Here is a 21207-nt window from a genome sequence, read left to right as displayed (position 1 = left end):
CAGAAAAACGAACGCCGATCGATCAGGCGTCGAGGTCAGCCGCTTCGAGCTGGTTTGCCAGGTACACCGCGATCGGGACGTCTTCGCTCTCGACGAACCGCGCGAGTTCCTCGCCGGTGTCGGCCCGTTCGACGACGACCGTCGGGATGTACTCGATGCCGTAGTCGTCGACGCCGGGGCCGGTTTTCGAGCCGTCGTCTTCTTTCTCTGTCGGGTAGTGCTCGACGTTCGCGTCGGGGACCTCCGCGGCTTCCAGGGCTGCACCGAACGCCGGCAACTGGGAGCGACAGTCCTTGCACCAGTCGCCGCCCCAGACTTTGAACACGAGGTCGTCGGCGTGTTCGGCGAGCGTGTCGACCGTGTCCTCGTAGCTCGCTGCGTCCCAGACAGGGTCCGGTTCCATCGTCGTGAGGTGTCCGTCCTCGGTCATGAGCGACCGTTGGCCGGCCACCGGCTTAATCGTCCGGTTTCGGACAGGCGTCGCGGCCCGACGGGCGACGAGTTACGCGTGCAGTCGCGCCCTGAGTTCCTCGATCAGCATGTGGCGGTGACAGCGTTTGTTCTCGCCCTCGAAACAGACGAGGACGACCGTCGTTCCGCCCTCGGCTGCCGTGACGAGGTCGTCGAGAGTTTCCTGGGCCGCAGACGAGTCGGCGAGGTGGTCTCGATACCGCTCGTCGAAGTCACACTCCTCCCAGGCGGCGTTGTGCGCGCCTTCGTCACACATTCCCTGCATCTTGAGGTCCTCGTGGCGCTGTTTGACCTCGTCGAGTAACTGCTCTGGCGGCCCCAGTTCCGGGCGGTTCTCGTCGACCGTCGCCCGGAACCAGCCGGGCGGCCGGCGGACGACGCCGACGACGCTGGCGTCGTCCTCGACCTCTACGAGCTCGTGCTGGAGTGCTGCGGCGTAGGTTTCTCTGATAGCCGCAGAGTTCCGAGCTTCGTCGGTGGTCATAGTCGTCAGTTGCGTCGCACGAGTCAAAAGAACGGGGGCGAACGTGGAACTCATGTCACCGTCGGAGGCACACGCTGCCGGAGACAGGGGGCACTTAACCGGGGCCGCCATATCCCGCCACAATGCACTCGTCTGTTCTCGAAACTATCGGCTCACCGCTGGTGCAGGTGCAGTCGCCGCCCGGCGCGACGGTCGCGGCGAAGATCGAATCGAAGAACCCCGGTGGGTCGGCGAAGGACCGGCCCGCCCTGGCGATGGTCGAAGCCGCAGAGCGCGAGGGACTGATCGAACCCGGCGACCACCTCGTCGAGCCCACGAGCGGGAACACCGGGATCGGGCTCTCGCTCGTCGCCGCGGCCAAAGGGTACGACATCACCATCGTGATGCCCGCCTCGAAGTCGGAGGAACGCCGAAACATCATGCAGGCCTACGGCGCCGACCTGGAACTCGTTGAGGGCGAAATGACGGACGCCCGGGAGCGCGCCGACCGGCTCGAAGCCGAGGAAGGTATGGTCCAGCTCCGTCAGTTCGAGAACGAGGCCAATCCCGAGGCCCACTACCGGACGACGGCCGAGGAGATCATCCAGCAGGTCGGCGACCGCGAACCCGACGCGTTCGTCGCCGGCGTCGGCACCGGCGGCACCATCACCGGCACCGGTCGCCGGCTGAAAGAGGCGTACCCCGACATGGAGGTCGTCGCCGTCGAACCCGAGACGAACGCCGTGCTCTCGACCGGCGAATCCGGCCCGGACGACTTCCAGGGCATGGGACCGGGCTTCGTCAGCGACATTCTCGACGTGGATCTGATCGACTCGGTCGAGACAGTCGGCATCGACGCGGCGGAAGCGGAGTGTCGCCGCCTCGCCCGCGAGGAGGGCATCCTCGTCGGGCAGTCCAGCGGCGGAACGAACCTGGTCGCCCGACGCGTCGCCGAGCGGCTTGCGGACCCCGACGCCGAGTGCCCGCCCTCGCCCACGGAGTCGAGTCCGCCGCCGGGCATCGTCATGGACGGCGCGGACCCGACCGATCCCGCCGGCGAAGCGTTCGCTGACTGCCCGCTCGTCGTGACGTTGTTCTGGGACTCAGGCGAACGCTACATGTCGACCGGGATGTTCGACGCCTGAAGCGCGTTGCCTCGCGTTGCTACCGCTGTTTCTCGCCACCGAACTCGGCTTCGGTGACGCGGACGGTGACAGTGTCTTCGACCTCCCGGAGGTCGTACTCGGGCAGGTCGCGGCCGGTCCGGGTGACGAACATCGGCTCGACCAACCGTGGGGGTTGGTCGGTCGCGGGTTGTGGGTCGTCGTCCTCGCTCGTCGGGTTCTCGGTCTCGTCCGGGTCGGCGACGCCGTAGATCTTGAGGAATCGCTGGGCTTCGTCGTCCTCGACCTCGTTGTCCCGGAGGGCTGCCGCGAGGTCGCGCGAGAGCCACTCCGTGTCGCTGACGCTCGGCTCCATGACGAACACGTCCTGGGCGAACCGAACGAGATACCAGTTCAGGTCGTTCAGAAGTGCGACGGCCGCGCCGAGACTCACCGTCTCGACGGCGACCGTGTTGTCGAACGGTTCACGCAGGTCGTAGGTGGCAAGTGCGTTCCGCGCCGTCTCCCGCGAGAGGAGTTCGTACCGGAGATTGGCCTCCGGCGTCCCGACGATACAGACCCGCGCCATGTGTCATCAGACAGAACGCCCGCGTATAGCGGTTTCGACTACGAGGATCGGCTGTAGTTGTGCCCAGCATCCGGCACGCGAAGCGTGCCGGTTCACTCCGCACGAGGCGAAGCCGAGTGCGGAGCGGTTTTTGTACTAAATTTTTGCAAAGGGGGTTCGCCGGAGGCGAATCCCCCTGCAGTAAAAATTTAGAAGGTCGACAGTTCGCCGTTGATCGCCCGTTCGGTGATGCTCGTCACGTCGGCGAGTTCGCGGTCGATGACGTCCTCGACGTCGTCAGCGATGTCCGAGACGGAGACGCCCTCTTCGGTGACGAGGTCCGCGTCGGCGACGTGGGGCTGATCGATGGGGCGACCGATCTGGCTCAGCAGACGGATCTGGAGCTCGCGGATGCCGTCGACCTCTTCGCCGACGGTCTCGGCGATGTCCGTCGAGAGCAGGTTGTAGATCTTCCCGATGTGGTTGATGGCGTTTTTCCCGCTCGTCGCTTCCATGCTCATCGGTCGGTTCGGGGTGATGAGACCGTTCGCGCGGTTGCCGCGGCCGACGGACCCGTCGTCGCCCTGCTCCGCGGAGGTGCCCGTCGTCGTCAGGTAGATGGCGCCCTCCTCGAAGTCGTCGGCGGTGTTGACGTGCACGTCGACGGACCGGTCGGTGTACTCCGTCGCCAGGTCGCTGACGTACTCGCGGACGCCGTCGACGGCGTCCTGATAGGCCAGCATGTCCGGGATGTGCTCGTCGATCATCGCGACGGCGACCGTCACGTCGATGTGGTCGTTCTCGCGCTTGCCCATCACCTTGATGTCGGGACCGACTTCGGGGTTGTCTTCGGCGTACTCGGTGTTGAGCTTGCGCTCGGTGTTGTAGACGATCTCTTCTGTCTCGGTCAGCGGCGCGTGCCCGACGCCGAAACTCGTGTCGTTGGCCATCGGCACCGCGCCGTCCTCGCCGAACACGTCCCTGAGGTCGCCGCTGCCTTCGCCGAGCTTGACGTCCACGACGATGTCTTTCCCGACGTCGAGCCGCGGCAACTCCTCGTTGATGTACTCGCGTGCGGCGTCGAGCGCGATCGTCTCCGCGGGGATCTTGGTTCCCTCGTACTCTTTCGTGGCGCGGCCGACGATGAGCAGGTAGATCGGTTCGAGCATCTCGCCGCCGCCGAACGCGGGCGCAGCGGTCCCGGCGACGAGTTGCGTCTCGTCGGTGTTGTAGTGGAGGGGCTTGCCGACGCGGTCGAGGTACGTCTGAGCGAGCGCGCGCGCGACGCTCTCGGCGACGCCGTCACAGATCGAGTCGGGATGGCCGATTCCCTTCCGCTCGACGATCTCTACTTCCTGGTCTTCGACTGCCAACCGGTTGGTCGGCTGGACGCGGATGTTCCGCTCGGTCATTATCACTCACCTTGGCAGGTGGGGATTCTATAACTTCCGGAAATTTACTCAGCAGGAGGATTACTCGCAGGCATTTCAGTCGCCGTCGGCCAGGAGCAAGCCGAGATACGAGGTCCGAATCTGCTCGTCCGGGTCGAGGTCGAGGTCCCGCAGGACGTCGAAGGCTCGGTCACGGCTCGCCGCCACTGCGTCGTCGGTCTCCGCGTGCGTTTCGACTTCGACGAACTCGCCCACGTCGTCGACGCGATCGAGGGTAATCGTGAACTCGCCGTGGCTAAAGCGCTCCCGTTCCTTCCGGACCGTCGCCGCGGGCGAGAACCCGAGCGCTTCCAGGATGGCGCGGACGTCGTCGCCGTTCGCGACGGCGGCCTCGACTTCTTCGCGGGTCTTGGATTCGGCGTCTACGAGCGGTCCCTTGTAGGTGAGGCGGGCGTTGGTCTCGTCGTCCTCGGTTTCGCGGCGGATGCGGAGCGCCTCGTCGGTTTCGACGAACTCGCGGTGGGGCGCGTCGAAGTAGGTGTCGACCTGCCTGACCGTGCCGATCGAGTCGGCCCCGAGTGTCGCCAGTTGGGAACGCACCTGCTCGTGGTCGGCCCGAACCTTGACCTCGACCTCGTACATACGGAGTAGATACGCTGGGCCGCACAAAAGCAGTCGGTTTCGTGCTGTTCGGGGCCGATCGCGGCACCTGTGGTCGCGAGGCCGCTGCTGACCTGAAACGTTGACCTTAAGAGTACAAGCCCAGACTGTCTCGGTATGAGTGACGAATCCGAGGCCGACGCGGCCGACCAGGCCGATGACGCCGACGCAGAGGAGACCCAAGAGGGGCTCCAGGAAGGAGACTTCATCGAACTCGACTACACTGCACGGACCGTGGACGAAGGCATGATCGTCGATACGACCGATCCCGAGGTCGCCGAAGAAGAAGGGATCGACGACGACGAGCGCACGTTCGAGCCCCGCACGCTCGTCCTCGGTGAGGGCTTCATCTTCGAGCAGGTCGAAGACGACATCATCGGCGGCGACGTCGGCCAGTCGGGCGACGTTCAGATTCCGGCTGCCGAAGCGTTCGGCGAGTTCGACGAGGACGACGTCCGCACCGTTAGCGCCAACAAGATCCCCGAGGACGACCGCTACCCTGGCGCGCAGGTCCAGATCGACCAGGAGCAGGGTCGCGTCGAAACCATCATCGGCGGCCGCGCACGCGTCGACTTCAACCACCCGCTCGCCGGTGAGGACATCGAGTACGACTACGAGGTCGTCGGCACCGTCGACGACCGCCTCGAGCAGGCACAGAGCCTCTTCGAGATGTACCTCGACATGGAGCTGGAGATGTGGTTCCAGACCGACACCGTCGAGGAAGAGGAAGTCGTCCAGCCCGACGAGGACGACGAGGACGCAGAACCCGAAACCGAGACCGTCGAGGTCGAGAAGGAGACGCTGTACATCGAGGCGAACCCGCAGCTGACGATGAACCAGCAGTGGATGTTCCAGAAACAGCAGATCTGCCAGCAGGTCACCGACCTACTCGGCATCGACCGCGTCATCATCCAGGAGATCATCGACGGCTCCGGGATGGGCATGGGCATGGGCGGCATGATGGGCGGCATGGGCGGCGCCGGCGGCGAGGACATCGAAGAAGCCCTCGAAGACGCCGACGTCGACGCCGACGAGATCGTCGAAGAGATCGAAGAAGCCGCAGACGAGTAACCCACTCCCACCCGTTTTCGACGCGCGTTCTCTCCTCTCAGTCGCATCTGGACGGTCGTTCGGTATCGCGAAGGTGTGGTAAAAGGTGACACAACCGTTATTCGCCTGCAGTCAGTATCTGCACGTATGCCGACGCCGACCGATCCTGCGCCCTGCAGCGGGGACGAGCAACTGTTCGAATGTCTCGCCTGTGGGAAACGACTCTGCAGTGCCGAGAAGATCACCTCGTGTCCCGGGTGCGGGGAGACGATGCAGAACCTCAGCACGCCGCGACCGGAGTAACCTCTCTCGTGGACGCCGAGCCAGCTACGCGATGTCCCGGGAGGTGTCGATCGACACCTCTTCGACGAGTTCGAGTTTGATGACGTCCGCCGGCGCCCGCCCACCGCGGAACTTCGGGATGGCCAGCTTGTTCTCGACGTCGTCGCCAGTCGTCGTGGTCTCCAGTTGGAACACCACGTCCGCGAAGTGCTCGGTCGCGTCCCGGAGGCGGGGAATGTTGTGACCGGTCAGACAGTGGAGGATGGCCAGGCTCCCCGTGTTGAAGATGTGGTTTTGCATGTCGTTCATGAAGTTGCGAAACCGGGACGGCGGCTCCTGGGTTTCGAGCACGTTGACCGGGTCGATGATGAGATTCGACGTTTCCGGGAGCGCGGAGACGAGCTTGCCAGCGTTGTCCAGCGGCGCCTCGCCGGGGATGTGTCGCACCGTCGGGTCGCCCGTCTCGGTCGGCGAGTTCCTGATGCTGTCCGAGACGGCCTCTTCAGAGCGGTCGAGCGAGAGGTACAGCGTTCCGCGCGTCGCGGTGAGTTCGTAGAGAAACAGCTCCGCCTGGCTCGCCGGGGAGGCACACAGCGCGACGATACTGCCGGCCGGAATCCCCCCATTCAGTTTCCGGTCGAGAACGTCGATCCCGGTCCGGAGCCGATTCTCCATGCCACTCGAAACCAAGCATATCCAGCAGATTAAATATTCCGTTTGAATAGTTTTCTTGCGGCCTTGCGGTACGCCGTACGAACGCGGTCCGTTCCCAGCGGACGGTCACTGACTGCCGGAACCCGCGCGATCACCGGGCAACCCAGGAGCGAACGGGCGGTTGGCTGTGAGAGTCGCACCCCGTCTGTAGGTCGCTCGACCGAGCGGTCGATGACCACCACGCCCACGGGGGCTGCGCCGAGCGTGCGCGCCATCGCCGCCGTCTTCGCCGTGTCGCGAAGCGTCTGCGGGTCGGGGCTCGTGACGAGCAGCGTCTCGTCGGCCGCTCGGAGCGGGCGGGCTGCGTCCCGAGCGACGCCAGCGGGACAGTCGATGAGGACTGGCCCGTCCCACTGACCGAGACGATCGAGTGCAGCAGGGACGCGCTCGGCCGAGATCCCTGCCGTCGGGACGACGGCGAGGTCTCGGTCTCCGACGGGAGTGCGTGCCACGGTGGCCGGTCGGTCGCCGTCCGCGAGCGCGGGGAGTCCCGGCGTCCGAGGCACGTCCGCGACGAAGTGGAGGTCGGGCATCTCGTGGTCGGCGTCCGCGACGAGCGGGGCGTGGCCGTCGTGAGCGAGCGCTCGCGCCAGGCCGACGGCCGTCGTCGTCTTTCCGCACCCTCCCTTCCCGCTAGCGATCGCAAGCATACTGTCGGGTGGTCGTCTCTTCGTACATGAACGTCAGCACGGTCGTCATACTGCCGGACAGAAAGTACCCGTCCGGGTTCTCAGGCGACCGGCGTATCGCGTCGCCTCACCCAGTGTACGCATGTCTCTCTTCACGAACTTCTGTCCGACAGTACAGCAGCAGGCACGCACGTGTCGAGAGATTCAAGGGTGTTCGCCTCGCGGTACCGGCTAATGCGGCACGACCACATCATCAGCGCCAAACAGCTCTCCAGGGAGGACATCGAGTCCGTACTGGACCGCGCTGCCGACATCGCCGAGGACCCCTCGGCCGTGGCCGACCGTCACGCCGGGAAACTCCTCGCGACGCTCTTCTTCGAGCCGAGCACGCGCACGAAGATGAGCTTCACCGCGGCCATGAAGCGCCTCGGCGGCGACATCGTCGACATGGGTCCGGTCGATCAGTCCAGCGTCAAGAAAGGCGAGAGCCTCGCCGACACCGTCCGCGTCGTCGAAGGGTACGCCGACGCCCTCGTGATGCGCCACCCCCTCGAAGGCTCGGCCAAGATGGCCAGCGACTTCGTCGACGTCCCGCTCATCAACGCCGGCGACGGCGCGGGTCAGCACCCGACGCAAACGCTGCTCGACCTCTACACCATCCGGGAGTCGGCCGGATTCGACGACCTCACGGTCGGCATCATGGGCGACCTGAAGTACGGCCGGACGGTCCACTCGCTGGCGCACGCCCTGACGACGTTCGACGCCACGCAGCACTTCATCAGTCCCGAGAGCCTCCAGCTCCCGCGGAGCGTCCGCTACGACCTCCACGAAACGGGCGCGTCGATGCGCGAACACACGGAACTCGACGAGGTGTTGCCGAGCCTCGACGTGCTCTACGTGACGCGCATCCAGCGCGAGCGGTTCCCGGACGAGAACGAGTACCGCGAGATCGCCGGCGAGTACCAGATCGACGCGGAGACGCTCGAAGCCGCCGACGACGACCTGGTCGTGATGCACCCGCTCCCGCGGGTCGACGAGATCGCGCCCGAGATCGACGAGACGAGCCACGCCCACTACTTCCAGCAGGCGCACAACGGCGTGCCGGTCCGGATGGCACTGCTCGATCTGATTCTGGAGGAGAACGCATGAGCGACACCGAAGAACTCCGCGTCAGCAAGATCACACAGGGTACCGTCATCGACCACATCACCGGCGGGCAGGCGCTGAACGTCCTCGCGATCCTCGGGATCGACGGCTCCCGCGGCGAGGAAGTCAGCGTCGGAATGAACGTCCCGAGCGACCGGCTCGGCCGGAAGGACATCGTCAAGGTCGAAGGCCGCGAACTGAGCCAGAACGAAGTCGACGTCCTCTCGCTGATCGCACCCGCGGCGACCATCAACATCGTCCGCGACTACGACGTGATCGAGAAGCATCGCGTCGAACGACCGGAGCAGGTCATCGGCGTGCTGGAGTGTCCCAACCGCAACTGCATCACGACGAAAGACGAACCGGTCGATTCGCACTTCGACGTGCTCGACGAGGGCGTCCGGTGTGCGTACTGTGACACCATCATTCGCGAGAACATCGCCGACCACATCCAGGTCGAGTAAGCCGCGACGATTTTTCGCCGCACAGCCCGTCGGCAATGACGCCGCTCACTCCGGCGGGTCGCCGTGTACGAGCCGAAGGGTGACGATCGAGCCGCGAGGCTGATTGCTCTCGATGGTCACGTCGCCGCCGAACGACTCGGTGATCCAGGAGACGACCCACAGACCCAGTCCGCTCCCGTGTTTGAGGGGCGTGATATCCTCGTCACCGTTGATGAGCCGTCGTTCGTAGTCCGGTATCCCCGGACCGTCGTCCGCGACGCGGATGGCGACCCAGTCTGCCGCCTCCGCGTCGTCGCTCGCAGCCGACCGCGGCGGGGCACAGTCCGTCTCGACCGACACCGTGACCGTCGGGTCCGGCCTGTCGCTGTGTTCCAGGGCGTTCTCGATCAGGTCGGCGAGCGCTCGCTGGAGCGTGCTATCACCAGTCACGCGCAGCTCCTCCGGGTGTTCCGCGCGGAGCGTGGCCTGTGGCGCGTCCGCCTGATACCGTTCGACGACGCGGTCGATGATCGGTGCTGCGTCGATCGTCGAGCGCTCCCGGTCGCTCTCCTCGCGCTCGATGGTGTTCTGCAACGTTCGGATCTCGTCGCCGATCCGGATCAGGTCTCTGGCCTTCCGTCTGATGCGCTCGACTGCGGACAGGAGTTCCCGGTCGTCCAGCCGATCGGCGAGCAGTTCGGCGTAGCCGATGATGACGTTCATGTCGTTGCGGAGGTTGTGCCGCAGGACGGTATCGAGGACGTCGAGCCGTCGTTTCCGTCGCTTTTGCTCGCTGATGTCGCGAAGTACGCCCGCCGTTCCCCGGTACCCCTCGTCGTACGGCAACAGTGCCATGTGGTTTTCGACGGGGATGGAGTGGCCGTCTCGCGTGATGACGTCCATCTCCACCATACCCTTCTCTCTGGGGGTGTCGGGAGAGAGGAGTTCCCGAATTAACTCGCGGGACTTCTCCAGATCGCGTTCGGTCATCCCGAGGTACACGCCCTTGTCCTGTGGATCGGGGAACTCGTACCCGACCAGGTCCTCCATCGCGTCGTTGACGAACTCGAACAGCCCGTCAGCGTCGGTCGCGTAGACGGGGTCGGGGATGGCGTTGATGATCGTTTCGTACTGTTCGAGTTCCTCGCGTCGCCGCTCTCGCTCCGTGACGTCCCGGATGACGCCGATCGCACCGCGATACTCCCCGTCGGCGGGTCGCAGCGTGGTACGCACCTCGAACACGCGTTCGTCGTCGGTTCCCGGGAACGCCCTGAACTCGAAGGTAGTCGTCTCCTTGTCTGTCTCCGGAGACAACAGTTCGGGCAATTCGTCGAGGTACGCCTCGACGACTTCTTCGTGGAAGACGCCGTCCGCGACGAGATCCGGGATCGACGTTCCGATCACGTCGGCCTTGCAGTCGTACCCGATCATCTCGGCCCCGGTTTCGTTCCCCCCGACGATTCGCGCGTCCTCGTCGAAGACGAACACCCCTTCGGGGACCGTTTCGACGATCGTCTCGAGTTGCTGGCGACTCCGCCGGGTCTCTCTGTCGGCTTCGAGGATCCCATCGATCCGAGTCACGATCTCCTCGACCGCCGGCGCCGCTGGGTCGACCGGGACGTAATCGTCGGCGTCCGCGGCGAACGCGTCGCTCGCGAGTCGCTCGGACCCGTCCGTGGCGAGCAGCACGAACGGGAGACTCGGATCCGTCTCTCGAACCTGCGCCAAGAGGTCGAGTCCCGCTCCGTCCGGCAGCTCCTGGGCAGCGACCACGCAGTCGATCGTCGAATCGGCGGCAAGGCGCTCCTGTGCCGCTCGTTTCGTGGCGACTACGTCTGCCTCGGCGGCCGCGGTGCCGTCGATCTCGTCGGCCAACTCTCGGAGGCGCGAACTGGCCACGACGAGAACGGTCGCTGCTTGGGGCACGTCCAAGAGAGAAAGAAATTGTGACTCAAATAATAACTGTGGCCGTTTCCAGCCTCGAAACCTGTCGTCAAACCGAACACAGTCGGCCAGCAAAAGTTGACGCCCCGGAACAATTATAGCCTGACGGCCCGATTTTTGGGACGCAATGTCGAAGAAGATCAAACTCGCCGCCGCCCTGGTCGCTATCGTCCTCGTTTACCGCCTGGCGCTCAAACGGTAATCGGGGCCTCCCGGTATCGCTCGTCAATCAGTGGGGTTCTTTCCCAATGCCTTTTCGTCCTGCCCGCGTACCCCGCGGTACATGTACGGCGTCGTCACGCGCAACGAGGAGGAGTTGGCCTGGCCGGAGTTCGAGCGGTCGTTCTACGAGGTCAAAGACGTCACCGGGCGGGCGGCCGAACCGGTGGCCGAGGGAATCAGCATGATCTCCTGTTTCGGTGACAACGCGGCTGCCGGAGCCAATCCCGACCTCATTCCGGTCAGCGACGAGGGCGATCTCGCGACCCGAGAGCGGCGCTACTTCGACTGGGCGTACGTCTGTCCCAATCACGAGGGGTACCGCGAGGGTCTGCTCGAGATCATCGAAGACGTCGCCGAGGTGACCGAGGACGTCCGACTCGACGACGTGGGATTCCCCCGCGAAGAGTACTGCCACTGCGACCGCTGCGAGGAGCGATTCGCCGAGAGCGACTTCGAGGACTGGCAGGAATGGCGCGCCCACGTCATCACCGAGTTCGTTCGCGAGGCTCGCGAGCGCGTGCCCGGCAAACTCTACCTGACGCTGTATCCGGACCCGTACCCCGGCCACGTCTACGAGCGCGCTGGCCTGGACGTCGACGCGCTCTCGGAGTCCGTCGACGAGTTCGTCGTCCCGCTGTACGACATGGCGTACTCGACGACCTACTGGCTCGAAATCCTGGCCAAGGGGTTCCAGTCAGCGCTGGACGACCCGTTCAGCATCGAACTCTACGCGGTGGACGTCGACATCGACAACCTGATCGACGCGGCCGAGGTCGTCGGGGAGTACGCCGAGACGGTGCTGTTCGGATACGACGCGAGCAACGCCCGTGCGACGCTCCGGCGGATGAACGCCGACGCGCGCGAGGGCAAAGAGTTCGGCGCCTGAATTGGACACCGGTCGCGCTCAACTCGACGAGAAGCGTCGTCGCCGCCACTCGCGGAGTTCGTCGCGATCGCGAGTGTCCTCGGGGAGGTCCTCGAACCAGCGAGCCTCTGAAATCTCGTCGTCCGGGTCGCACACTTCCAGGTCTGTCGTCTCGGCGCGTCCTTCGAACACCGGGAGGACGCCCCACGTGTTGTGACCGTCACCGTGGAACGAGACGCGCGCCAGGATCGCGAGTCCGTCGTACTCGACTTCGATGCCTGCTTCTTCCCTGAGCTCGCGGCGGGCGCCCTCCATGAGCGATTCGTCGCTGTGTACCTCCCCGCCGGGGACGACCCACTTGTCGACCCCTTCGTGGCGGACCAGCAACAGCTCGCCGGACGGCTGGTACACCAGCGTGTGTGCACCGTACGGCAACCCGTTTTCGCGGATGCGTTCGGCGAGCGTCCGGAAGCGCGACCGCGAGACGATCTGTGACCGCTCGTACTCGAGATACGTCGTGTACCGGCCCGAGAGCTGGTGATACGTGCGCTCGGCCTGCTGGTCCGCCTCGTCGGCCATGTACCAGAGGTTGTCGACGGCAGTCATCGTGGCCGCGACGTGGAACTGGCAGTCTGCGACCGGTCCCGAGAGCCGGGAAGGAAAGGCGTATAGATGATCATGAACGAATGTATGCGTCGTATCTGCAATAAGTCTTCGACACGGTGACTGGTGCTAACGAACTGCCAAATCGGACGGCAGACGCCCGTCTGACGTGAAATTATGTGGGTGGGGCAGTGAGTAACTGTCACGATGATGGGGGTATCGCGACGGCAGGATCGACGACCAGTCTCGGTGTCCGTTCGGGACGGGCGGTCTCGATGAGCGGCACCAGCAAACCAACGAGGGATGGCGACGCACCGACTGTCCCCGCGGAGGGAACCGTGCTGATACTCGCGCCCTCGATCGGGGGCACTGAGCGTGAGGCCTGTCTCGAGGCGCTCTCGCGACACCGATTCGGGGCGACGCGGGTGGTCCACGTGCTCTACATGGAGTCGGCCGTCGAGCGCTACAGACGCATCGAACGCCACTGCCACGAACACCCCGTTGAATCGGCCGTCATCGCCGTCGGGTCCGGCGGCGTGGTCGGGCAACGCGGTCCCGAACCGGACGGCGACTACTTCGTCGAGGCGCTGACGGACGCGGCAGACCTCACGGGCCTCGGCATGGCGCTCAACCAGGTTCTCTCCGAATGGGACGACCGGGAGACAGGGCTGGCGCTGTGTTTCGACTCGCTGTCGATCCTGTTGCAGTACGCGGAGTTCGAGCGCGTGTTCCGCTTTCTCCACACGCTCACGGGAACGCTCGCGGACGTGGGCGCGTCCGCTCACTTCCACCTGGACCCCGCTGCCCACGACGAGACCGAGATCGCGCAGTTGGCGCCGATATTCGACAGCATCGTCGACGTCGACGAGGACTGGACGCGTACTCGCTGACCGCTCGACGACTGAAGACCGCTCGCGCCGCGAATCAGTCCCTTTTTAGGCAATCGTGGGGTACCAAGGTGGTATGAGTTTCGAGGAAGACGACCGCGTCATTCTGCACGACGAGCACAGCGAGTACGACGGCGAGGAAGGCACCATCACGCAGGTGGTGGAGACGATGTTCGGCGACGAGAACTACATCGTCAACTTCGAGGACGGCCAGGAAGCCGGTCTCTCCGAAGACCAACTCGAAGCCGCCGAGGGCGACGACGAAGACAACGAGGAGTAACGCACGCAGATGCCGTCAGTCCCCTTCCACTACATCGACCTCCGCACGTTCTGCTATGCCACCGAGGACGAGAAGCGCGTCGAAGGGGCACTGCGCACGTTTCTCCCCGAGGACTTCGAGATCCAGCGAGCCACGTCTGAAGGCCACCACGGCGATCGGATCGTCGTCCTCTCGACCCGCGTCGAGCGCGCCGACGAGATGCGCCACGTCCTCGACCGCCTGAGCGACCTCGACACCGCGAGTCAACTCGCCGCCGAACTCGACGACCGGGTCGACGAGAACTGCTCGCTCTTTCTTCGCCTCGACAAACAGGCCGCCTTCAACGGCGACGTCCGCCTCGGTGAGGGACTTACCGTCCGCGCCAAGGTCGAAGCCTACCCCGCGACCAAAGAGGCCGCCGTCGAGAACGCCCGCGAGGCGCTCGAAGAGTTCATCGCCGACGAAGACGAGGCGAGCGACGACTCGGACGGCGACTGAGTCGTCGCGGGCCATTCGAAACGCCAAAGAGGCGGCCGCGGGCACCGATGAGGTATGTACGAGGCGGTTCACGCGCGGCCGGACGGGACGAGCACAGTCTCACGGCTGGCCCGAACCGCCAGCGAGTACGGCTTTTCGGGACTCGTCGTTCGCAACCACGGCGACAGTCGCCACGACGCCGACCTCGACCGCGTCCGCGACGCCTTCGACCTCGACATCGTGGACGCCGTCGAGGTGCGCGCCGAGGACCCGTCGCGAGCGAGCGGCTACGTCGGCAACTACCGGGCGGAGAAAGACCTGGTCTGCGTCCACGGCGGCAGCGAGCGGATCAACCGATTCGCCGTCGAACAGGCGGCGGTCGACGTCCTCGCCCACCCGATGGACGGCGGCGACTTCAATCACGTCCTCGCGAAGGAAGCGGCGCGCAACGGCGTCCGAATCGAGTTCTCGCTCCGGCGCGTCCTCCGCGTCGAGGGCGGTCGCCGTGTCCAGGCCGTCCAGGACCTCCGCAAACTGCGAGAACTCGTCGTTGCTTTCGACGTTCCGTACGTCGTCAGCGTGGACCCGCGCTCGCATCTGCACTTGCGAGCGCCGCGTGAACTCCGGGCTATCGGCGAGGCCATCGGATTCACCGCCGAGCAGATCGACGAGGGGCTCGCGGAGTGGGGGCGACTGGCCGACCGCAACCGCGACCGACAGTCCGACGCCTTCGTCGAACCGGGGGTCTGGCGCGGCGAACACGGCGAGCACGAAGAGCGGGACGACCGGAGCGGCGACTAACGAGCGGCTGTTACTTCTCTCGCCCGGCCTCGAATTCGATGTCGATCTGTTCGTTCCCGTCGCCGACCCGGTGGCTGGGGCTGTAGATGTTCTCCAGGGCCGTCCCAGCGTGGGAAACGAGCATCTCCAGGAGGGCTTTCGTCTCGTCCGTGATCTCCTGGCTGCCGCGGTTGAGCGCGACGATGGTGATCTGGCTGTGTTCCGTTTCGGCGACGCGGATCGTCAGCAGTGACTCGACGCCGTCGAGGGTTGCCGGCACGTCCTCGGTGTGGGTCACCACGGTCGCGAGCTCGGCGTCTCGGCCACGCATCGCCATCTCGGCGATGGTCTCGTCCGGGACGCCGACGATGGTGGCGTCGACGATCGTCGCCATCTCGCCCCGGCGTTCGACGAACGCGGTGTCGGTGATGTCGACGAGGGTCGCGACGGCCTCGATGCAGAGCGCGGACACTTCCTCGACGGTGGCACACTCGTTGAGCGCCCGGCCGTAGTTGTTCATGTCCGCCGCGCGGTTCGCGAACCCTTCGATGCGGTCGCGCTGGCGTTCCAGTTCCGCCAGGCGCGTTCTGCTTCGCGCGTCGTAGACGCCGACGAGGACGCCGGCGAGGATACCGACGGTGATGCTGTCGATTGCGATCGCGGGCGCGGACTCGAACACCGGAAAGGTGTCGAGCGCGACATTCATGCTCGTCAGCAAGAGCGCGGAGATCGCGGCGAATCCCACGGCGCCGCCCAGCGCCCACGCACCCACGATGGTCGTGTGCTCGTCGTCCGTCCCTCGCAGGACCCAGTACCCTGCGTACGTGATGGCCAGGGCCATCAGGACGAACGGGACCCCGTCGATCAGGAATCCGACCGTCGTCTGTGTCCGACTGGTCGCGTGGACCAGCTGTACGCCCGCCAAGAGAAGCCCACTGACCGCGATCGTCGCCCCCTGTGCCTGCCGTTGCATACTCCTGTCTGGTGTGGGTACGTATTTGACTTTGGGGGTGTTTCGCACCCCGGCTGGCCCGTGGTTCCGAGTCTTTCATTGGGGTGGCAGCCCAGCAACAGGGTATGAAACGGAGCCTGGACGAACACGCCGCTCGCTTCGACGAGGTCGCTGCCGACTACGACGAGGACCAGACCGAGGAGTACCGAGCCTGTGCTGGCCTGGTCGTCGACCACGCAGCGCCCGGTCCCGACGACGTGGTGCTCGACCTGGGGACCGGAACCGGGGCGATCGCCCTCGCCCTGGCCCCCGACGCCGGGCGTGTCATCGGCCGCGACATCAGCGAGGGGATGCTCGACCAGGCGCGCGGGAAAGCGGCCGACCAGGACCTCGACAACGTCGAATTCGGCGAGGGTCGGTTCCGCGACCCGAACCTGCCCGACGACGCCGACGTCGACGTCGTCGTCTCGAACTTCGCCATGCACCACCTGAGTGCCGACGAAAAGCGCGAGGCGATCGACGTCATCGCGGCGCTGGAACCGCGGCGATTCGTCCTCGGCGACGTGATGTTCTTCGGCGAGCCCGATCCGGACGAACCGTTCTACACGCCCGAGGTCGACGATCCGTCGACGGTGGGCGTGCTGGCCGACGCACTGACTGACGCCGGGTTCGCCCTGACGGCCGTCGAACGGATCCACGATCAGGTGGGCGTGCTCGTCGCCGAGCGGGCGCCCGGCGCCAATTCCGACGAGGAGCGATGAAGCACCTCCCGAAACACCTGCGGCCGCGCTGGCGGTATCTCGCGGTCGCCATCGAGAGCTGGCCCGACGTGACGCTCCGTCGGGGTGAGTTCCAGCGCCATCTGTGGTACGCCGCCCAGAACCTCTTCGGGGACGCGGTGAGTGCGGATCTGGACCTGACAGTGATCCGATTCGCGCTCAGCGACGGGGCCGGCTACGCCATCGTCCGGACCCGACGGGGCGAGGAGGACCGGGCGCGAGCGGCGGTGGCCTGTCTCCACGAGATCGACGGGCAGGAGCTGGGCGTGAGAGTGCGGGGCGTGAGCGGGACAGTACGTGCCTGTGAGGAAAAGTATATAGGAGCCGACCCGGAAAGCACCGACGAGAGAACAGTCACCTTCGAGGGCGACGAGCGGACTGCCGTCGTTCGGGACGGACGCTACGACGTGCAGGTCGACTCGGCGTTCGCGGGGGCGACGACACTCGATTTCGAGTAACTATGCAGGGACAATCACAACAGCAGGCCTACGACCGGGGGATCACCATCTTCTCCCCGGACGGTCGCCTCTATCAGGTCGAGTACGCCCGGGAGGCCGTCAAGCGCGGCACCGCCTCGATCGGCATCCGCGCCGAAGACGGTGTCGTCCTCGCGGTAGACAAGCGCATCCGGTCGCCGCTGATGGAGCGGTCGAGCGTCGAGAAGATCCACAAGGCCGACGACCACGTCGGCATCGCCAGTGCCGGCCACGTCGCCGACGCCCGCCAGCTCATCGACTTCGCCCGGCGACGCGCACAGGTCAACCAGCTACGCTACGAGGAGCCGATCGACGTCGAGTCGCTGACCAAGGAGATCACCGATCACATCCAGCAGTACACCCAGGTCGGCGGTGCGCGCCCGTTCGGCGTCGCGCTCATCATCGGCGGCATCAACAAGCACGGCGAACCGCGCCTGTTCGAGACCGATCCGTCCGGAACCCCCTACGAGTGGAAGGCGCTCGCCGTCGGTGCCGACCGGGGCGACATCCGGGAGTACCTCGAAGAACACTACCACGAGGACATCGATCTCGACGGGGCCGTGGGACTGGCGCTTCGCTCGCTGGGATCGGTCAACGAGAGCGGACTGCGGCCAGAAGGCGTCGGCCTCGCGACCGTCGACGTCGAGACCGAGCAGTTCCGCATGCTCACCGACGAGGAAGTCGAAGAGTACCTGGTCGACCTCGATCTACTCGCGTCCGAGGACGACGACCCGGACGAAGCCGACGAGACCGACGACGAGGAGTAACCTGCACTCTTCCTTTCTTCGTCCCGCCTTCCCAGCGGCTGCTATCCCCCGGACAGGGCGGGGACGAACGGTTCGGCCGGGAAACACCTTATATGCGTCCCGGTGTAACCCTCATCTATGATATCGCTTGACGAGGCAGTGACGGCCCGATTGGAGTCTCACGGGGAACGATTCGAGGTGTTGGTCGATCCGGACGCAGCGCTCGCGATCAAACGCGGGGAGTTCGACGACGACCTGGAGGACGTCATCGCCGCTGAGGACGTGTTCGAAGACGCGTCCCGGGGAGACCGTCCTGCGGAGACCGCCCTCGAAGAGGTGTTCGAGACGACCGATCCGATGGAGATCATCCCGGAAGTCATCAAGGAGGGTGAGATCCAGATCACGGCCGAGCAGCGCCGCGAGATGCAGGAACAGAAGCACAAGCAGCTCGTCAACCACATCACTCGCAACGCGGTCAACCCGCAGATGGACGACGCGCCACACCCGCCGGACCGCATCGAGTCGGCCCTGGAGGAGGCGGGGTTCAAAGTCGATCCGATGGAACCGGTCGAGAACCAGGTGGACGACGCCCTGGACGACCTGCGACCGATCATTCCGATTCGGTTCGACGAGATCACCGTCGCCGTCCAGGTCCCGCCGGACTACGCCGGGAAAGCCCAGTCGCGCATCCGGCAGTTCGGCGACCTGGAACGCGAAGAGTGGCAGGGAGACGGCTCCTGGGTGGGCGTCATTCGGTTCCCCGCCGGCATGCAAAACGAGTTCTACGACCTCGTCAACGAACACACCAGCGGGGAAGCCGAGACGCGCATCATCTCCGACGAGGACGAACTCTCGACGCGGTGAGTCGGCGCTCCTCTCTGTGGTCTGCTCCACTCCGGGTAGGAGAAATTTCTCGCAACCAGTTGCCTGTTTGAAAACTATTCTACGCTGTCACCGTGAGGATGGGCCTGCAACATGTCACGAAACAGTGGGTCGACCGGGTCGGCCGCGTGGAAGTACGTGGTCGTCGCGGTCGTCGCCGTCCTGGTCGGTGCGGTCGTGGCTCCGTACGCTGCGGGTCTCACCCGTGCTCTGAGCCAGAGTTCGCCGGATTCGGTCGCGGTCGTCTCCGTCGAGGGACCGATCACGACCAGTTCGGTGGATCGGGTCCGCGAGGACCTCCGCGAAGCACGACAGAACGGATCGATCGAGGCAGTCGTTCTCACGGTCAACAGCCCGGGTGGGTCGGTCGCCGCCAGTGAGTCGCTCTACCTGGCGGTCAACCGAACAGCCGCGCAGATGCCGGTCGTCGCCAGCGTCGAGGGGATCGGTGCGTCCGGCGGCTACTTCGGGATGCTGCCGGCAGACCGGATCTACGTCACGCCGGGTTCGATGGTGGGCAGCGTCGGCGTCATCGCCACGGTACCGAGCGGCGCCGGTTCGGCCGGCGCGATCACGTCCGGTCCCGACAAGGGGACCGGGTTCACCAAAGCGGAAGCGCTCGCACAGACCGAGACCCTCAGGAGCGAGTTCGTCGGAACGGTGATGGCTGAACGTGGGAAGAACCTGGAACTGACCCGCGAGGAAGTCTCCTACGCCAAGGTGTACATCGGTTCGCGCGCCGTCGAGAACGGGATCGCCGACCGGATCGGCGATCTGGACACGGCCGTCGCGCACGCGGCCGCCCGCGCGGATCTCGACGACTACGCGGTCGTCGAAAAGGAACCGCCGCAGCAACAGAGCCTCTCGCTGTTCGGACAGGCCCGAACCGACGGCAACACGACGGTCGTCGTCGAGGAAGAGCCGTTCGGCTACCGCGGCGTCGAGACCTACCGGTATCTCGCGCTCTACGGTAGCGTCGAGGGCCGGGAGGTGATCACCGATGAGTAAGTCCCGACTCGCTGGCGTGTTCGTTGCCATCGTCACGGTGATCGTCCTTCTCGGAGCCGTCGCGCCGCTGCTCGCATCGACCTCGGGGTCACAGGGTCGCACGGCGACCAACGCGAGCATCTTGGAGCCGAGTTCTCATCTCGTCGACGTTCCGGACCAGACGGGGAACGTCACCGTCGACGCCGGGGCCGAGTCGAAGGTCGTCGTCATCGATCGATCGCACGCGAACGGCTTCACGCGCGCCCAGATCCAGCCGTTCGTTCGGTCACTGGTCGAGGCGGGCCACGAGGTCCGCTTCCACGGCTCCGGGAAACAACAGCAGTTCCAGTCGAAGGGAATCAACCGCTCGCTCCGCGGTGCTGACGCGCTGGTCGTCATCGCCCCGCAGAAACCCTTCGCGTCCGGCGAGGTCAAGGGCGTCACCGATTTCGCCAATCGAGGGGGCCGGGTCCTCATGCTGGCCGAACCATCGCGGACCGAGGTCTCCGGGGGGCTCATGAGCGGGATCAGCGTCACGCAGGTCTCGACTGAACTCACGTCGATCGCTTCCCAGTTCGACGTGGCTGTCGGCACTGGCTACCTGTACAACATGCACGAGAACGCGAACAACTTCCAGCACGTGTACGCGACGCCTCCGAACGAGTCGCAGTCGATCGAGGGCGTCGAGCGGGCCGTGTTCCAGCGCGCGACGCCGGTCGCAGCGAACGGGTCGTCCGCCGAGGTGTTACTGACTGCGACGAACCGCACGCGTCTCTCGACGACCCGCGCGAACGAGCAGTACGGCGTCGCAGCGCGGAGCGGGAACGCCACCGTCATCGGTGACGCGACGTTCCTGAGTCCGTCAAACTACGCGACCGCGGACAACGAGGTGCTGATCGGACACGCGATCGAGTTCCTCGTCACCGGGAGCAAGACCGCAAAACAAGCGCCGACACAGACCGATAGAGGGCAGAACGTCACGCAGCGCTTCCCGCAACCGGGCAGCCGACAGACGCCGTAGAAACAGTCACTCGAATCGCCGCGTTATCCTTTTTTGAAGCCGACCAGGAAGCCGCCGGTGAACCCGGCGCTGACCGGCAGTGCCGCCAGGAGACTCATGATCCAGCCGGGCGCCTTGGCGGCCGTATCTGCGCTCTCGCTGGCGGCTCCGGTGATCGCACCCCAGTCGACGATCAGAATCCCCTTCGTTTCGAGGAACTTGAACAGCGCGAGCTCGAGACCGACGATGATCGCGATGATCTTGGCGATCTTCTTGGCTGCAAAGCCGATGACCGCGCCGACCACCGCGCCACCGCCGACTTCGAGCCCGATCTGCTGCGGTGTTATATCGACCATGTCACATCAGACATCTGATGACGCTGCGTTAAGGCTTTTGTGCCCGTCTGCCGCCCGTCTGACGGCTGTTCC

Annotated in this window: 27 protein-coding genes; 16 read left to right on the top strand and 11 right to left on the bottom strand. The window is 65.4% G+C overall.

The window, feature by feature from the left end; genetic code table 11:
• Positions 1–22: 22 nt before the first annotated feature.
• Together MU553_RS14330 and MU553_RS14325 are read right to left on the bottom strand one after the other, a co-directional pair.
• A complete protein-coding gene (locus MU553_RS14330; protein ID WP_247378691.1) occupies positions 23–430 on the bottom strand; it encodes a TlpA family protein disulfide reductase in 408 nt (135 codons plus the stop codon).
• 72 nt (positions 431–502) lie between these two features.
• Positions 503–955, bottom strand: coding sequence for a DUF488 domain-containing protein (locus MU553_RS14325; RefSeq protein ID WP_247378690.1), 453 nt, complete (start codon positions 953–955; stop codon positions 503–505).
• A gap of 122 nt (positions 956–1077) precedes the next feature.
• On the opposite strand from MU553_RS14325, the gene MU553_RS14320 reads away from it, so the two are divergent.
• Positions 1078–2079: a PLP-dependent cysteine synthase family protein gene (locus MU553_RS14320; RefSeq protein ID WP_247378689.1), complete on the top strand. Its 1002-nt coding sequence runs from the start codon at positions 1078–1080 to the stop codon at positions 2077–2079.
• Between the two features lie 19 nt (positions 2080–2098).
• Here MU553_RS14320 and MU553_RS14315 read toward each other — a convergent pair whose 3' ends face one another.
• The 3 genes from MU553_RS14315 to cyaB form a co-directional block, all read right to left on the bottom strand.
• Positions 2099–2626, bottom strand: coding sequence for a DUF5804 family protein (locus MU553_RS14315; RefSeq protein WP_247378688.1), 528 nt, complete (start codon positions 2624–2626; stop codon positions 2099–2101).
• Between the two features lie 188 nt (positions 2627–2814).
• Positions 2815–4017, bottom strand: coding sequence for a methionine adenosyltransferase (locus tag MU553_RS14310; RefSeq protein ID WP_247378687.1), 1203 nt, complete (start codon positions 4015–4017; stop codon positions 2815–2817).
• Between the two features lie 75 nt (positions 4018–4092).
• Positions 4093–4638, bottom strand: a complete 546-nt coding sequence (gene cyaB / locus MU553_RS14305) for a class IV adenylate cyclase (RefSeq protein ID WP_247378686.1) — start codon at positions 4636–4638, stop codon at positions 4093–4095.
• Positions 4639–4773: 135 nt separating this feature from the next.
• On the opposite strand from cyaB, the gene MU553_RS14300 reads away from it, so the two are divergent.
• The gene (locus MU553_RS14300; RefSeq protein ID WP_247378685.1) at positions 4774–5727 is read left to right on the top strand and encodes an FKBP-type peptidyl-prolyl cis-trans isomerase; all 954 of its coding nucleotides are present in this window, start codon (positions 4774–4776) and stop codon (positions 5725–5727) included.
• 126 nt (positions 5728–5853) lie between these two features.
• Positions 5854–6009 carry a rubrerythrin-like domain-containing protein gene (locus tag MU553_RS14295; protein WP_247378684.1) on the top strand — a complete coding sequence of 52 codons (156 nt, stop codon included), beginning with the start codon at positions 5854–5856 and terminating at the stop codon, positions 6007–6009.
• 24 nt (positions 6010–6033) lie between these two features.
• Here the strand turns inward: MU553_RS14295 and MU553_RS14290 are convergent, their stop codons facing one another.
• Together MU553_RS14290 and MU553_RS14285 are read right to left on the bottom strand one after the other, a co-directional pair.
• A complete protein-coding gene (locus MU553_RS14290) occupies positions 6034–6663 on the bottom strand; it encodes an RAD55 family ATPase (RefSeq protein WP_247378683.1) in 630 nt (209 codons plus the stop codon).
• A gap of 29 nt (positions 6664–6692) precedes the next feature.
• Positions 6693–7352 carry a nucleotide-binding protein gene (locus tag MU553_RS14285; protein WP_247378682.1) on the bottom strand — a complete coding sequence of 220 codons (660 nt, stop codon included), beginning with the start codon at positions 7350–7352 and terminating at the stop codon, positions 6693–6695.
• 213 nt (positions 7353–7565) lie between these two features.
• On the opposite strand from MU553_RS14285, the gene pyrB reads away from it, so the two are divergent.
• Positions 7566–8480 (top strand): aspartate carbamoyltransferase, encoded by a 915-nt coding sequence (gene pyrB / locus MU553_RS14280; protein WP_247378681.1) that lies wholly within the window; start codon positions 7566–7568, stop codon positions 8478–8480.
• Positions 8477–8941, top strand: a complete 465-nt coding sequence (pyrI, locus tag MU553_RS14275; protein WP_247378680.1) for an aspartate carbamoyltransferase regulatory subunit — start codon at positions 8477–8479, stop codon at positions 8939–8941. Before pyrB ends, pyrI begins: the two co-directional genes overlap by 4 nt.
• Positions 8942–8986: 45 nt before the next feature.
• Here pyrI and MU553_RS14270 read toward each other — a convergent pair whose 3' ends face one another.
• Complete coding sequence (locus tag MU553_RS14270) at positions 8987–10846, bottom strand: PAS domain S-box protein (RefSeq protein WP_247379037.1); 1860 nt, start codon at positions 10844–10846, stop codon at positions 8987–8989.
• Between the two features lie 301 nt (positions 10847–11147).
• Here MU553_RS14270 and MU553_RS14265 point away from each other — a divergent pair, with 301 nt between their 5' ends.
• A complete protein-coding gene (locus MU553_RS14265) occupies positions 11148–11972 on the top strand; it encodes a hypothetical protein (RefSeq protein ID WP_247378679.1) in 825 nt (274 codons plus the stop codon).
• An 18-nt stretch (positions 11973–11990) separates the two neighbouring features.
• Here the strand turns inward: MU553_RS14265 and MU553_RS14260 are convergent, their stop codons facing one another.
• Positions 11991–12557 carry an NUDIX hydrolase gene (locus MU553_RS14260; RefSeq protein WP_247378678.1) on the bottom strand — a complete coding sequence of 189 codons (567 nt, stop codon included), beginning with the start codon at positions 12555–12557 and terminating at the stop codon, positions 11991–11993.
• Positions 12558–12829: 272 nt separating this feature from the next.
• On the opposite strand from MU553_RS14260, the gene MU553_RS14255 reads away from it, so the two are divergent.
• From MU553_RS14255 to MU553_RS14240, 4 genes are all read left to right on the top strand, one after another.
• On the top strand, positions 12830–13444 hold the full coding sequence (locus MU553_RS14255) for a DUF835 domain-containing protein (RefSeq protein WP_247378677.1): 615 nt from the start codon (positions 12830–12832) through the stop codon (positions 13442–13444).
• A gap of 73 nt (positions 13445–13517) precedes the next feature.
• Positions 13518–13721, top strand: coding sequence for a DUF1918 domain-containing protein (locus tag MU553_RS14250; RefSeq protein ID WP_247378676.1), 204 nt, complete (start codon positions 13518–13520; stop codon positions 13719–13721).
• A gap of 9 nt (positions 13722–13730) precedes the next feature.
• The gene (locus MU553_RS14245) at positions 13731–14198 is read left to right on the top strand and encodes an RNA-binding protein (RefSeq protein ID WP_247378675.1); all 468 of its coding nucleotides are present in this window, start codon (positions 13731–13733) and stop codon (positions 14196–14198) included.
• Between the two features lie 54 nt (positions 14199–14252).
• Positions 14253–14978, top strand: coding sequence for an RNase P subunit p30 family protein (locus tag MU553_RS14240; RefSeq protein WP_247378674.1), 726 nt, complete (start codon positions 14253–14255; stop codon positions 14976–14978).
• A 10-nt stretch (positions 14979–14988) separates the two neighbouring features.
• Here MU553_RS14240 and MU553_RS14235 read toward each other — a convergent pair whose 3' ends face one another.
• Positions 14989–15930, bottom strand: a complete 942-nt coding sequence (locus tag MU553_RS14235; RefSeq protein WP_247378673.1) for a hypothetical protein — start codon at positions 15928–15930, stop codon at positions 14989–14991.
• Between the two features lie 104 nt (positions 15931–16034).
• Between MU553_RS14235 and MU553_RS14230 the strand changes: the two genes are divergently transcribed.
• The 6 genes from MU553_RS14230 to MU553_RS14205 all read left to right on the top strand — a co-directional run bounded on the left by MU553_RS14230 (position 16035) and on the right by MU553_RS14205 (position 20800).
• The gene (locus tag MU553_RS14230) at positions 16035–16670 is read left to right on the top strand and encodes a class I SAM-dependent methyltransferase (protein ID WP_247378672.1); all 636 of its coding nucleotides are present in this window, start codon (positions 16035–16037) and stop codon (positions 16668–16670) included.
• Complete coding sequence (locus MU553_RS14225) at positions 16667–17146, top strand: Rpp14/Pop5 family protein (protein ID WP_247378671.1); 480 nt, start codon at positions 16667–16669, stop codon at positions 17144–17146. Before MU553_RS14230 ends, MU553_RS14225 begins: the two co-directional genes overlap by 4 nt.
• A gap of 2 nt (positions 17147–17148) precedes the next feature.
• Positions 17149–17931: an archaeal proteasome endopeptidase complex subunit alpha gene (gene psmA / locus MU553_RS14220; protein ID WP_247378670.1), complete on the top strand. Its 783-nt coding sequence runs from the start codon at positions 17149–17151 to the stop codon at positions 17929–17931.
• Positions 17932–18048: 117 nt separating this feature from the next.
• The gene (locus tag MU553_RS14215; RefSeq protein ID WP_247378669.1) at positions 18049–18774 is read left to right on the top strand and encodes a ribosome assembly factor SBDS; all 726 of its coding nucleotides are present in this window, start codon (positions 18049–18051) and stop codon (positions 18772–18774) included.
• 111 nt (positions 18775–18885) lie between these two features.
• Positions 18886–19800, top strand: coding sequence for a S49 family peptidase (locus MU553_RS14210; RefSeq protein ID WP_247378668.1), 915 nt, complete (start codon positions 18886–18888; stop codon positions 19798–19800).
• Positions 19793–20800, top strand: coding sequence for a GldG family protein (locus MU553_RS14205; RefSeq protein WP_247378667.1), 1008 nt, complete (start codon positions 19793–19795; stop codon positions 20798–20800). Before MU553_RS14210 ends, MU553_RS14205 begins: the two co-directional genes overlap by 8 nt.
• A 23-nt stretch (positions 20801–20823) precedes the next feature.
• Here the strand turns inward: MU553_RS14205 and MU553_RS14200 are convergent, their stop codons facing one another.
• The gene (locus MU553_RS14200; protein WP_247378666.1) at positions 20824–21135 is read right to left on the bottom strand and encodes an FUN14 domain-containing protein; all 312 of its coding nucleotides are present in this window, start codon (positions 21133–21135) and stop codon (positions 20824–20826) included.
• Between the last annotated feature and the right edge of the window lie 72 nt (positions 21136–21207).

Source organism: Halorientalis brevis (genome assembly GCF_023077655.1).
Note: the sequence above shows the minus strand (reverse complement) of the source record. Positions and strands in the feature narration are given on the sequence as shown.

Excerpts from the sequence above, each read along its gene's own strand:
- MU553_RS14330 (WP_247378691.1), bottom strand. The coding sequence starts at position 430 with ATGACCGAGGACGGACACCTCACGACGATGGAACCGGACCCTGTCTGG.
- MU553_RS14325 (WP_247378690.1), bottom strand. The coding sequence starts at position 955 with ATGACCACCGACGAAGCTCGGAACTCTGCGGCTATCAGAGAAACCTAC.
- MU553_RS14320 (WP_247378689.1), top strand. The coding sequence starts at position 1,078 with ATGCACTCGTCTGTTCTCGAAACTATCGGCTCACCGCTGGTGCAGGTG.
- MU553_RS14315 (WP_247378688.1), bottom strand. The coding sequence starts at position 2,626 with ATGGCGCGGGTCTGTATCGTCGGGACGCCGGAGGCCAATCTCCGGTAC.
- MU553_RS14310 (WP_247378687.1), bottom strand. The coding sequence starts at position 4,017 with ATGACCGAGCGGAACATCCGCGTCCAGCCGACCAACCGGTTGGCAGTC.
- cyaB (WP_247378686.1), bottom strand. The coding sequence starts at position 4,638 with ATGTACGAGGTCGAGGTCAAGGTTCGGGCCGACCACGAGCAGGTGCGT.
- MU553_RS14300 (WP_247378685.1), top strand. The coding sequence starts at position 4,774 with ATGAGTGACGAATCCGAGGCCGACGCGGCCGACCAGGCCGATGACGCC.
- MU553_RS14295 (WP_247378684.1), top strand. The coding sequence starts at position 5,854 with ATGCCGACGCCGACCGATCCTGCGCCCTGCAGCGGGGACGAGCAACTG.
- MU553_RS14290 (WP_247378683.1), bottom strand. The coding sequence starts at position 6,663 with ATGGAGAATCGGCTCCGGACCGGGATCGACGTTCTCGACCGGAAACTG.
- MU553_RS14285 (WP_247378682.1), bottom strand. The coding sequence starts at position 7,352 with ATGCTTGCGATCGCTAGCGGGAAGGGAGGGTGCGGAAAGACGACGACG.
- pyrB (WP_247378681.1), top strand. The coding sequence starts at position 7,566 with ATGCGGCACGACCACATCATCAGCGCCAAACAGCTCTCCAGGGAGGAC.
- pyrI (WP_247378680.1), top strand. The coding sequence starts at position 8,477 with ATGAGCGACACCGAAGAACTCCGCGTCAGCAAGATCACACAGGGTACC.
- MU553_RS14265 (WP_247378679.1), top strand. The coding sequence starts at position 11,148 with ATGTACGGCGTCGTCACGCGCAACGAGGAGGAGTTGGCCTGGCCGGAG.
- MU553_RS14260 (WP_247378678.1), bottom strand. The coding sequence starts at position 12,557 with ATGACTGCCGTCGACAACCTCTGGTACATGGCCGACGAGGCGGACCAG.
- MU553_RS14255 (WP_247378677.1), top strand. The coding sequence starts at position 12,830 with ATGAGCGGCACCAGCAAACCAACGAGGGATGGCGACGCACCGACTGTC.
- MU553_RS14250 (WP_247378676.1), top strand. The coding sequence starts at position 13,518 with ATGAGTTTCGAGGAAGACGACCGCGTCATTCTGCACGACGAGCACAGC.
- MU553_RS14245 (WP_247378675.1), top strand. The coding sequence starts at position 13,731 with ATGCCGTCAGTCCCCTTCCACTACATCGACCTCCGCACGTTCTGCTAT.
- MU553_RS14240 (WP_247378674.1), top strand. The coding sequence starts at position 14,253 with ATGTACGAGGCGGTTCACGCGCGGCCGGACGGGACGAGCACAGTCTCA.
- MU553_RS14235 (WP_247378673.1), bottom strand. The coding sequence starts at position 15,930 with ATGCAACGGCAGGCACAGGGGGCGACGATCGCGGTCAGTGGGCTTCTC.
- MU553_RS14230 (WP_247378672.1), top strand. The coding sequence starts at position 16,035 with ATGAAACGGAGCCTGGACGAACACGCCGCTCGCTTCGACGAGGTCGCT.
- MU553_RS14225 (WP_247378671.1), top strand. The coding sequence starts at position 16,667 with ATGAAGCACCTCCCGAAACACCTGCGGCCGCGCTGGCGGTATCTCGCG.
- psmA (WP_247378670.1), top strand. The coding sequence starts at position 17,149 with ATGCAGGGACAATCACAACAGCAGGCCTACGACCGGGGGATCACCATC.
- MU553_RS14215 (WP_247378669.1), top strand. The coding sequence starts at position 18,049 with ATGATATCGCTTGACGAGGCAGTGACGGCCCGATTGGAGTCTCACGGG.
- MU553_RS14210 (WP_247378668.1), top strand. The coding sequence starts at position 18,886 with ATGTCACGAAACAGTGGGTCGACCGGGTCGGCCGCGTGGAAGTACGTG.
- MU553_RS14205 (WP_247378667.1), top strand. The coding sequence starts at position 19,793 with ATGAGTAAGTCCCGACTCGCTGGCGTGTTCGTTGCCATCGTCACGGTG.
- MU553_RS14200 (WP_247378666.1), bottom strand. The coding sequence starts at position 21,135 with ATGGTCGATATAACACCGCAGCAGATCGGGCTCGAAGTCGGCGGTGGC.